Annotated in this window: 11 protein-coding genes; 6 read left to right on the top strand and 5 right to left on the bottom strand. The window is 31.7% G+C overall.

Annotated features, from left to right (window positions below; genetic code table 11):
* The first annotated feature begins 59 nt into the window (after positions 1–59).
* Positions 60–1,304, top strand: a complete 1,245-nt coding sequence (locus J8M14_RS00455) for a glycosyltransferase N-terminal domain-containing protein (protein ID WP_211072378.1) — start codon at positions 60–62, stop codon at positions 1,302–1,304.
* Here the strand turns inward: J8M14_RS00455 and J8M14_RS00450 are convergent.
* From J8M14_RS00450 to J8M14_RS00430, 5 genes are all read right to left on the bottom strand, one after another.
* A complete protein-coding gene (locus J8M14_RS00450) occupies positions 1,294–1,950 on the bottom strand; it encodes a DUF2461 domain-containing protein (protein WP_211072377.1) in 657 nt (218 codons plus the stop codon). The genes J8M14_RS00455 and J8M14_RS00450 overlap by 11 nt on opposite strands.
* Positions 1,951–1,965: 15 nt before the next feature.
* Positions 1,966–2,580 carry a deoxynucleoside kinase gene (locus J8M14_RS00445; protein ID WP_211072376.1) on the bottom strand — a complete coding sequence of 205 codons (615 nt, stop codon included), beginning with the start codon at positions 2,578–2,580 and terminating at the stop codon, positions 1,966–1,968.
* Positions 2,581–2,587: 7 nt separating this feature from the next.
* Positions 2,588–3,292 carry a hypothetical protein gene (locus J8M14_RS00440; protein WP_211072375.1) on the bottom strand — a complete coding sequence of 235 codons (705 nt, stop codon included), beginning with the start codon at positions 3,290–3,292 and terminating at the stop codon, positions 2,588–2,590.
* A gap of 112 nt (positions 3,293–3,404) precedes the next feature.
* Positions 3,405–4,085, bottom strand: a complete 681-nt coding sequence (locus J8M14_RS00435; RefSeq protein ID WP_211072374.1) for a response regulator transcription factor — start codon at positions 4,083–4,085, stop codon at positions 3,405–3,407.
* Positions 4,078–5,586, bottom strand: a complete 1,509-nt coding sequence (locus tag J8M14_RS00430; RefSeq protein ID WP_211072373.1) for a HAMP domain-containing sensor histidine kinase — start codon at positions 5,584–5,586, stop codon at positions 4,078–4,080. Before J8M14_RS00430 ends, J8M14_RS00435 begins: the two co-directional genes overlap by 8 nt.
* 128 nt (positions 5,587–5,714) lie before the next feature.
* Here J8M14_RS00430 and J8M14_RS00425 point away from each other — a divergent pair, with 128 nt between their 5' ends.
* From J8M14_RS00425 to J8M14_RS00405, 5 genes are all read left to right on the top strand, one after another.
* Positions 5,715–6,437: a TlpA disulfide reductase family protein gene (locus J8M14_RS00425; RefSeq protein WP_211072372.1), complete on the top strand. Its 723-nt coding sequence runs from the start codon at positions 5,715–5,717 to the stop codon at positions 6,435–6,437.
* Between the two features lie 6 nt (positions 6,438–6,443).
* On the top strand, positions 6,444–7,268 hold the full coding sequence (locus J8M14_RS00420; protein ID WP_211072371.1) for a GLPGLI family protein: 825 nt from the start codon (positions 6,444–6,446) through the stop codon (positions 7,266–7,268).
* 119 nt (positions 7,269–7,387) lie between these two features.
* On the top strand, positions 7,388–8,260 hold the full coding sequence (locus J8M14_RS00415) for a GLPGLI family protein (RefSeq protein WP_211072370.1): 873 nt from the start codon (positions 7,388–7,390) through the stop codon (positions 8,258–8,260).
* A gap of 32 nt (positions 8,261–8,292) precedes the next feature.
* Complete coding sequence (locus J8M14_RS00410) at positions 8,293–11,037, top strand: outer membrane beta-barrel protein (RefSeq protein ID WP_211072369.1); 2,745 nt, start codon at positions 8,293–8,295, stop codon at positions 11,035–11,037.
* A gap of 93 nt (positions 11,038–11,130) precedes the next feature.
* On the top strand, positions 11,131–11,646 hold the full coding sequence (locus J8M14_RS00405; protein WP_211072368.1) for a DUF302 domain-containing protein: 516 nt from the start codon (positions 11,131–11,133) through the stop codon (positions 11,644–11,646).
* Positions 11,647–11,743 lie beyond the last annotated feature (97 nt).

Below are 11,743 nucleotides of genomic sequence, written 5' to 3'. Positions count from 1 at the left end.
TTTAGATCTTTTTTTACAACAAAGAGCTGTATTTTAGCAATTCATAAAAATCATTGCTTTTGGGCTTTTTATACAACATTTTTATTTCATTATTTAATAGTTTACTTCCTGTAATTGGATTATTCAGTCCAAAACTTAAATTATTTGTCAACGGAAGAAAAGAAGTCTTTAAAACTTTAGAAAAACATTTTCCCGCTCAGGGCTGTGTCTTGTGGTTTCATTGTGCATCTTTAGGTGAATATGAACAAGGTGTTCCGGTGATGGAAGAACTTAAAAAGAAATATCCTGATCATAAATTGTTGGTGACTTTTTTTTCTCCCTCAGGCTATGAGGCTAAAAAGAACAGTACGCTTGCTGATATAATTGTATATCTGCCTATAGATACCAAAAGAAATGCCAGACGTTTCGTGGAGCTAGTTCAACCCGAGTTGGCAGTGTTTGTAAAGTATGAGTTTTGGCCTAATTATCTGAAAGAGCTTCAATCCAAAGGTATTCCAACAGTATTTATATCATCGGCATTTAGAGAAAGTCAATCATTCTTTAAATGGTACGGTGGATTTATGCGAAAAGCATTACAAACTATTGATCATTTCTTTGTGCAGGATAAAGCTTCTGAAGAGCTGATCAAAAAGCTAGGTTTGGAAAATGTAACCTTAAGTGGAGACACTCGTTTTGATCGAGTTAGTCATCAGATCGAAATGGATAACCATGTAGATTTTATTACTGATTTTGTAAATAATAGACTGTGTATTGTGGTTGGCAGTTCTTGGCCTGAAGATGAGAGTGTTTTTATTGATTTTGTAAATCAAGCTTCAGAAGATGTTTGTTTTATTATCGCTCCGCATGAAATTAAAGAAAGTAGTGTGAATGCTTTAAAACAAAGGCTAATAAAGAAAACCGTTTTATATACCGAAAAGGACGGTAAAGGTTTAAAGGATCACCAAGTGTTTATAATGAATACTATAGGTTATTTATCACGTGTATATAGTTATGGTGATATTGCCTATGTGGGTGGAGCTATGGGTAATTCGGGCCTTCATAATATTCTGGAACCAGCTACCTTTGGAATACCTATTATTATTGGTGAAAACTTTGAAAACTTCAGAGAAGCAAAACAGTTGCAGAAGTTGGCAGGTTTATTTTCGGTTAGTAATACAGAGGATTTTTCGAAAATTATGAATAAGCTTATTGGGGATAAAAAGTTTAGAGAACGCACGGGAATGATTTCAGGACATTTTATCAATAGTAATACTGGAGCAACAAATATGATTGTGAAGTATTTATTTCAGAAAATTAAACTGTAACTGCATGACGCAAATATCTTCTGAAAGGAAGCATTTCTTTATAAACTTCAATTACTTTTTTTTCGAAATCTTTGCTTAAAACTTCTTCTTTGGTTAACGGGTGAATAACAGCGAGAGTTTTATATTGTAATAATTCTATGTGCTCGTGACTCATAGAATATCCTTTAGGAGCTTTTTTTAGAGAATCTCCGTCATCATATAATTTGCCGAACGTTTTCTGAAAACTCTTTTTATTGATGATTTTCTTAAGTTCCTCTCCATTATAATCAATAGCTTCACGAATACTATTAAGAATTTTGTTGTCAGGTTTCCAATATCCGCCAGCCAATTCGCAATCATTAACTCCAACCTGAATATAGAAATCTCCTTGTTTTGACTTTTGATCTAATCCTGCAGCAAAATGATCTTTATAAACAGGTTTGTTTGGATGAAAAAGAAGGTTGTTATTAATTCGATTGATGCCTTTTTTACCAGGAGTTGGATAATAATCAGGATCAATAGTTGCTAATTTGGTATCTAATCGATCTAGCCATTGGATAAATGAATTACGTAATGATTGATATTCTTTACGATTAGCATCCATCCAGTCTTTATTGTTATTCTGCTGTAAACCTTCAAGGAACTGAAATAAAGCTTTGAAATCCATAAATAATAGGGAAACTTAAAATAAACCGTGTAGTTCAGCTTCGATACGATTGATAATGCTACCAAGATCTTCCGGGTTATCTACGAAATTAAGGTGATCTACATCAACAACTAATAGATTCCCTTTGTTGTAACCATGAGCCCAAGCTTCATATCGTTCATTAAGTCGGCTTAAATAGTCGATACTAATAGTATTTTCATATTCTCGCCCTCTTTTATGAATCTGAGATACCAGATTTGGAATACTGCTTCGAAGGTATATCAACAAATCCGGACCTTCAACTACGCTTTCCATTAAATCAAATAAGGATTTATAGTTTTCAAAATCACGATTGGTCATTAATCCCATTGCATGAAGGTTAGGCGCAAAAATGTATGCATCTTCATAGATAGTACGATCCTGAATAATATCCTTACCGCTTTCACGAATTTCTAATATCTGTCTAAATCGACTATTAAGGAAATAAATTTGTAGGTTAAAAGACCAACGTTCCATTTTGTTATAAAAATCCTCCAGATATGGATTTTCCAAAACATCTTCAAACTGAGGCTCCCATTTATAATGTTTGGCCAATAATTTAGTCAATGTTGTTTTTCCTGCACCAATATTTCCAGCAATAGCTACATGCATAGTTGATTTATTTTTTTGGGGATGTTAGATCAAAACTGTAAATCTTACTTTGGTCGTAAATATAAAGGATTTCGTTAGTAACATAAAACTGTTTGATATGAATTTCTGGAAGATTTATTTTTTCTGATTTTTTGCCTTGTATATTATAATAGTAAAGCTGATTATCTTTTTTTATTACCAAATCATTATTTGTCATTTGAAAATCTAAATACTCTTCATTTGGAAACCGATCGATTAAACTCCCGTAAATATTAAACTGTAACAATTCTTTTTCGGTTAACGCCCAACAATAGTTAAAATTGCTTCGCAGTATGTTGGCGAGATCATTTATAGGTTGTGTGATAAGCAAAGTCTTACGCAAGTCAGTGTCAAAAAGCTCAAATCTTTGTGTATTACTATCAAATATCCATACACTATTGTCATTGGCAGCAGAGACTTTAGTTACGTTTTTGAAATCAGTCAACGTATTAAAATTTATTCTATCGATCTCATTAAAATATTTATCGATTAAAATTATAGTATTAGAGTCTTCATAAAAAAGTACAATCTTTAAAGGATTTAAGATTGAAACACTGCTTAATTTTCCTAGAATAAAATCACCGTATTGCAATTCCTGATCGTTCCATTTTTTATGGAAGATGTTGTTTTCTGAGTAATAAATAGCTCCAAAAGAATCTACTCCCCAGAAATGATCTGCTTCTAATGAAAACATTTCGTTAGCTTTAGCAAGCTGCTGACCGAATGAGTTAAAATTGAAAATGAGAAGAATAAAAAATAGAATGAATCTTTTCATACTCCACCAAAGTACAAAAATAAAGCCGTTTTTAACAAACTAATTTATAACCATATCCACGTACATTGATGATTTGTATGGTTTCGTCTTTTTTTAGTTTTTTTCTAAGTTTTGTAATAAATACATCCATGCTCCTACCATTAAAGAAATCATCGTCACCCCAAAGTTTTTTTAGAATCATAGAACGATCTAACACTTGATTTTTGTTTTTTGCCAGATGAAATAACAAATGTGCTTCTCGATGCGTAAGTTGTTGCACTTCTCCTTGATAATTAAGTAGTTGTTTTGGGAAGTCAAAAGAATATTTACCAATTGACAGGATTTCAGCATTTTTTTGAAGTTTAGTACGTTGCAAAAGATTGTTAATTCTAACAATCAATTCTTCCATACTAAAAGGTTTTTTTAAATAATCATTACCTCCAATGGTAAATCCTTCCACTACATCTTGGGTTTGTGATTTTGCAGTTAGAAATATAATTGGTATTGAGTCATCTTCTAGCCTTATTTCTTTAGCGAGCGTAAAACCATCTTTTTTAGGCATCATCACATCTAGTACCAACAATTTTGGCATAATCTCTTTGTATAAGTCATACGCTTCCTGTCCGTTTGTAGCTAGATGAATTTTAAACCCTCTGGTCTCTAGACTTTCTTTAATGATTTGCCCTAATGACGGTTCGTCTTCTGCTAATATTATTTCGGTGATTTCAGCCATTGGATAATTTGATTTTAAAATTGGTCTGACCTTGGTCCAACACTAATTCTATAGTTCCTCCGTGCTTTTCAATAATGGTTTTTGTATAATATAATCCGATCCCAAAACCTTTTATATCGTGAGTATTTCCTTTAGGAACTCTATAAAATTTTTCAAATATTTTATCTTTTTGTGCTCGGGTTAATGATGTACCATTGTCTTTTATTTCTATAACAATATCAGAACTAGTGTTGCTAATACTTACTTCAATCGTATCTCCACCATATTTAACAGCATTATCAACTATATTATTAATTGCATTTTCAAAATGAAAGCTATCTACTTTTTTCCAAATACTCTTGTGTGTGGTATGAAATTTAATTTCCTTTTCTGAAGCATTTGTCTGATACCTGTTGGCAATAGTTTCTGTCAGGTGGATAAGGTTTAATTCTTCAAGATTTAACTCCAATTCTTCACTATTCAGTGTAGCTGTTTCTAGTATTTTTTCTACCATAGTGTTCAACTTTCCTAATTGGTTAGAAGACATTTGAACATATTTTTTAGTTTTTTCGGGATCATTATCTTGATTAAAAATTTGGATGCCTTCTAAAGCTGCACTGATGGTAGCAATTGGAGTTTTAAATTCATGAGTGATGTTACTAATCAGATCATTTTTTAACTCAGCTAATTGTTTTTGATGCTTAATTGTCCTTAGCAAGAATAGTAAACAACCAATTACTGCGCTAACCAATAAAAATGATAATATAATTCCAAAAAGACTTTTCTTTAAAATTGTAAGAGTGGTATTTGTAAAAAACAACTCTAAAGAACTACCCCTTGGTAAATAAGAGGATTTTGTTTTAGTACTAAGTGTAGAAGATCCAATAACAGACTCATTAAATGTATAAGATTCTCCTTTATTACTAGAAAAAGATATTCCATGATAGATATCGATAGCTTTACGATTAAGTTCATTTTTTAGAAGGCTATCTAATGTATTTAGCTCTAAAGAATCTTCTGTAATAGATATTACAATTTTTGATGTCAAAAGCTCAAATGCTTTTTTTTGTCGGGTACTGTCTGTTTTAATCTTGAAAGAAAAAGGGGCTTTTGTAATTTTAGAAGGAGAAGTGTCTAAAGAATGCATGTGAATTCGATCCATGCTGTCTACTTCAACACCTCTAAATATGGAAACACGAGATTGATCTGTACTATCTGAAAAGGTAAAGCTTCTAAAATCTACATTTCCTGAATCGACTTTCTTAATAAAATTCGTAAAACTCTTCTTTTTTAAAAACCCTTTTAGATTTGAAGAATCTGTAGCAAATCCAATAGTGTTTTTTTTAGCTAGATTTATGTAGTATTGATCCACGGCATTATCCAAACTGGTTTGTACTTCATTAATTAATTGTTGTTTTCCAGCTTGATAATTTTTAAAGTTCCAATATACCTGAATAGCTAGTGTAGTAAGAATCACAACTGTTATAAAGTATAATATGTTTTTATAGCTTTTTTCTTGCATACCCCAAAAGTACTATACTAAAATGACATTAAACAAATCGGTTAACACTCGTTAACACTGGTTAACGGTTTGCTTAGCACTGAGTTTTCATATTTGTACAGTACAAATCAAAATAACTAAAAAAACAAATGAAAACATTAGTCATTCTTTTATTCATGCTACTTAGTTCCATAATTCTTAACGCTCAAACTACATATTACAAAAACCATAAAGGAAAGATAGTAAACGAAGAAACAGTAAAAAATCAAAAACAAAAATTGTATGATAAATTGATTAAACTACATAAAAAGACAATTGTAGAAATTGATATAAAGAATACTGAAGTTAAAGAAGATTCTATAATTCATACTTATGGTATTAGTGTGAATCTAAATGGAGAAAAAATGATGAAAACAAAATTAAGATCGCTCAAGGGGGAAAATATGTTGGATTCTCCTTTAATAACATTAGATGGTAGTCATATAAATATTGGTGATTTAAAAGGGAAGCCAACTTTATTGAATTTTTGGTTTACAAGTTGCCCTCCTTGTATTGATGAAATGCCTGAGCTTAATAAACTGAAAAAACATTTTGGAAAAGATGTAAACTTCGTTGCGATAACCTATGAATCTAAGGAAAAAGTTGAAAAATTTTTGAAGAAACATAATTTTGATTTTGTTCAGGTGGTGGATGCAAAAAAGTATACAGATGAACTAGAAATGAAGGCTTTTCCTAAAAATGTAATTCTAGATGAAAATGGAATCGTAAAGAGCATAGAAGGAGGAATCTCTTATGTAAAAACCGATGATGGAAAACTAAAAATGGGAGAAGCAACTGCATTAAAAAATAAACTAGAAAAACTTTTAAAATAATTAATTATGATACGATTTATGATAGTATTAATGCTTTTTTTAATAAAAAGCATATCTGCACAAGATTTTCAAGGTGTGGTTACTTATAAGACCAATAGAAAAATGGATCTAAAGCTCGAAGATTCTAAGATGAATGCTGATATGCAAAAACAGATCCAAGAAATGATAAAAAAGCAATTTCAAAAAGAATTTACTTTGACATTTAATACTTCAGAGTCAATTTATAAGGAAGAGCAAACTTTGGAGGCTCCGCAACAGGCTATTGGTGGTGTTAGGGTAATGGTAGCTGGATCCGGAACTTCGGATATATTATATAAGAATATCAAAGAAGAACGTTTTTCTGGCAAAAGAGAGATGTTAGGTAAAGTGTTCCTGGTTAAAGATCAGTTGGAAAAACTGGATTGGAAGTTAGAAGATGAAACCAAAAAGATTGGCAACTATACTTGCTACAAGGCTACTGCCAAAAGGATGGAGCAACGTGTAAGGAGTATTACTATTGATAATGATAAAAAAGAAGAAACTCCTGCAGAGGAAGAAGAAATAACAATAACTGCTTGGTATACTCCAGAGATTCCAGTGGCAAATGGACCTGGTAATTATTGGGGGTTGCCTGGGCTGATCTTAGAAGTAAATAATGGAGAACAAAGCATGTTGTGCAATAAAATAGTGCTGAATCCAAAGAAAAAAGTGGAAATCATCGAACCTACCAAAGGTAAAATTGTTACCCAAGAAAAATTTGAGGAGATCATGCAGAAAAAAATGAAAGAAATGCGGGATAGGATGTCTCATCGTGGTGATGGAGAAAGTGTAAGAATAAGAATAGGGGGATAATACTTTCTTGATAAAAGCATCTCATAAAAGCTCATCATTAAGTTTTTAGGATATAATTAACTTTAAGCTATTAAACCGTTCTATCATATTTGTGTCCAATAATCTAAAACCCCCTCAATATGAAAACTGTTTTCACATTCATTTTGATATTAGAAACTTGCCTAACTTTTGGACAGGATTTTCAAGGAAAAGCGTATTACTTCAGTAAAACAAGCCTGGATATGAATTTTGGTGGACGACAAATGCCTGAAGATCAGAAAAGGGCAATCACTGAAAGAATGAAATCTGTTTTTGAGAAAACCTTTGTTCTCACTTTTGATGAAAGTGCTTCTGTCTATAAAGAAGAAGCTCAGCTTGAAACCAATGATTATTCAGGAAGATGGAATGTTATAATGTCTGGTTTGATATCTAATAACTATTTTAAAAATATAAAGTCAGGAGAATTTGTTGACCAACGAGAATTTTATGGTAAGAATTTCCTTATCAAAGATACATTGACAAAGTATACATGGACTATGGTAAATGAGACTAAGAAAATTGGAAATTATACCTGTTTTAAAGCTATCACAACCAAAAGTCTCAGTGAAGAGATGGATTTTAGAAGTATTCGACGTAAAGCAAGAAAATTACGAAGACAACGAGAAAATGAAGGTGAAGAAAAAACGTCGGACTTGGAAGACGAAAATGAAATACCAAACGAAATTGACGTAGTAGCTTGGTATACACCAGAAATTCCTATTAATCAAGGACCTGGAGAATTCTGGGGATTACCCGGTTTGATCCTGGAAATACAACAAGGTAGTACAACACTTTTGTGTAATAAAATAGTATTAAACACCAAGGAGAAAGAAGAAATCAAAAAACCTTCAAAAGGAAAAGAGGTATCCCAAACAGAATTTGATAAAATCGCTAAAAAGAAAATCGAAGAAATGGCAAATCAATTTAGTTCTCAGCGCCGTGGAGGTTTTGGCGGAATTAGAGGAAGAAACTAGAGTTATACATTTTCCTTAAAATCAATTAAAAAATGAATAAAAACATATTTATTCTGATATTCCTTTTCGGAATGTCACTGACAACTATTGCCCAAAAAGTACAGATTTCCGGATTTGTAAAAGACTCTTTAGGAAACCCTCTGGAAATGGCAAACGTAATTGCTTATAAAAAGGTGGATAATGCGATGATGGGCTATGGTATTACTAATAATAAAGGAGAGTATAAAATTTCGGTTCCAAAAGATGATACCTACCTACTTAAAGTTAGTTTTATAGGTCTTTCGGCGGAGCCTAAATCAATTACTGTTACTTCGGATGATGTATCGGTGAGTTTTGAGATGAGTGCTAAGGAAAATAACCTAGATGAGGTAGAGATTGTTTATGAAATACCAGTTGTTGTAAAAGGAGATACATTAGTTTATAATACAGACTCTTTTACTTCTGGAGAGGAGAAAAAATTAGGAGATGTATTAGAAAAATTACCAGGGATAGAAGTAAATGATGATGGAGAAATTGAAGTAGAAGGCAAAACCGTTTCTAAAGTAATGGTAGAAGGCAAGGATTTTTTTGATGGTGATTCTAAATTGGCAACAGAAAATATTCCTGCTGATGCGTTGGATAAAGTAGAAGTGCTTAGAAATTATGACGATGTTAATCAAATGCGAGGATTGCGTAATTCTCAGGATCAGGTTGCTATTAATATCAAGCTCAAAGAAGGAAAAAAGAATTTCTGGTTTGGTGATGTTATGGCTGGTTCAGGAGTTGGAGAGACAGAGCGTTATATCGTAAAACCAAAACTGTTTTACTACAGTCCCGATTATAGTATCAATATCATTACGGATTTTAATGATATAGGAGAAGTTCCGTTTACTCGCAGGGATTATTTTAATTTCACAGGAGGTTTTAGAAATCTTGGACGTGGAGGTACATCTTTTAATATTACTACAGATGACCTGGCTTTTACCACGCTTCAAAATAACAGAGCTAATGAGATTGATACTAAATTTGCCGCGGCCAATTTTAGTCTAACCGCTAGCAAAACACTTGACGTTAGCGGTTATGGGATTTTTAGTGATACCAAAACCGATTTGATTACCAATACCCGAACCATTTATATTGATGACACTCCTGATCCGTCAGATAATACTGTTGAAGAAACATTTGATAATACATTACAGTTTAGTAAGTTAGGGTTACTTAAGTTAAGCGCTATATATAAACCAAATACAAATTTTAGATTAGATTATGACATTTTCGGAAAACTTTCAAAACAGGAAGAAGATGGAAGATTTTTATCACTAAGAGAGAATATTTCAGAAAATATAGAAGAACAATTGGAAAATACACCGTTTTCCATTCAGCAAAACGTAAATGCGTATTATACACTTAATGATAAAAATATTTTTTCTTTTGAAGCTCAACATTTATTTCAAGACGAAGATCCATTTTATAACGCTATAAGAGATGAAATTCCTTTCAGAGGAATCTTTACTGAAATAAATGACCCATTAGATCCTGATCAGGACACTTTTAATCCGCTTCAGGAATCAGAAAGATATAGTGTTAACCAGGATAAAAAAGTAAAAACCAGTAAACTTGATGCTAAACTTGATTATTATTATGTTCTTAATAAAAAGAGTAATCTCAATTTTACTTTAGGAACTATTATGAGTACTCAAAATTTTGATTCAGGGATATTTCAAATTCTGGATAACGGAGATCGTGTTGATTTTGAAGATGAGGAATTTAATAATGATGTTAAATATAATTTTACTGACCTTTTTGGAAGCTTACATTATAAATTTATTACCGGGATCTTCACTTTCAACTCTGGGATTAGTTTACATAATTATAATCTAAAGGATGAGCAACTTCGTACAACCCTAACACAAGATGATTGGACAGTGTTGCCTGATCTTTTTATTCTAGCTCAATTAAAAAAGAGCGAAAGTCTTCGTTTCAATTATTCTATTACCGCAGAATATACAGATATCAATCGTTTGGCTGAAGGATATATTTTTAATAATTATAATTCCTTGACACAAGGAAATCGTAATCTAGAAAATGCATTGTATGATAATTATTCGTTAAACTACTTTAGTTTCAACATGTTTAATTATACTAATATTTTTGCTAATATAAGTTATAGTAATCGCCGTAATCCCATTAAAAACACAAGTGCGATCTCTGGAATTAATAGGGTAAATACGCCAGTTAATTCAGACCTTGCTGATCAGATATTTACGGCTTTCGGAAGCTTCAGTCGTACGTTTGGAAAAATCAAAGGAAGCCTGAATGCAAATGTAAATTGGTCAAGCTTTAACAATATAGTAAATGATTTGCCAAGTGAGAGTGTCAGTCTTACACAAACTTATCGTACCGAGTGGTCCACTAATTTTAAAAAAGGTCCTAATTTTGATTTGGGGTATAGTATTACAGTTAATGACTATGATAATAATGGGGCTGAAAGTACATTTTATACCAGTCGTCCATTTGCGCAATTAGATTGGTCATTTGCCAAAGGATTTTTATTAAAATCATCCTATAGTTATTACAATTATAGAGATGCAGAAACTACACTGAATGAATATAGTTTTTGGGATGCAGATCTGTTCTATCAAAAACCAGATAGTAAATGGGAATATAAATTTTCTGTGACCAATCTTCTAAATACAGAAAGTATTAATAGCGATAGCTTTAGTGAATTGTTTAACAGTACTTCAAGTTATGTAGTACAACCTAGATATTGGATATTTTCCATTAAATATAATCTATGATAAAATTGGAAGTAGAGCTTTGTTAATCTTATAATAAAAACTAGAGTAGGTTTTTGTATTCGATTAATTTTAGTTCAAAATCAAGAAATCAAGATGAAAACTATAGTATGTAAATTTTTGTTGATATTACTTTTTGTGTCCTGTAATCAAACTAATGATAATACGTCTAATGATAAGCAAATAAAATTGAAAACAAATATGGAAGTTATAGAACAACAAGGCGTAATTACAAAAGTAAGTACTAAAAACTTTGAAGAAACATATAATTCATTAAAAGAAACTATTGCTGATAATCCCAATTTAAAGATTATAGCGGAATTAGATCACCAGGGCAATTCAACTTCTGTAGGATTAAAATTAAATCCAACACGAATTATCATGTTTGGCAATCCAAAATTGGGTACACCTTTAATGCAAAGTTCTCAAACTACTGGTTTGGATTTACCACAAAAGATTATGGTATGGCAGGATGACCAGGATATGGTAAAGGTCTCATATAACAATCCTGAATATTTAAAGCAGCGTCATGGGATTGAGGAGAAAGATGAAGTACTAGAAAAGATAAGTGAAGCACTCAATAAGATTACCAATGTTGCTATAGGATTATAAATTATTTTCTGAACATTGTCTAATAAAATAATTGGATTAATAGGTTCGGACTCAAAATCTATACAATCATCTAATCCTGCGAGTCCACCTTTTTGGT

Source organism: Aquimarina sp. MMG016 (genome assembly GCF_018100805.1).
Taxonomy (GTDB): Bacteria; Bacteroidota; Bacteroidia; order Flavobacteriales; family Flavobacteriaceae; genus Aquimarina.
This window is presented reverse-complemented; position numbering and strand designations above follow the sequence as displayed.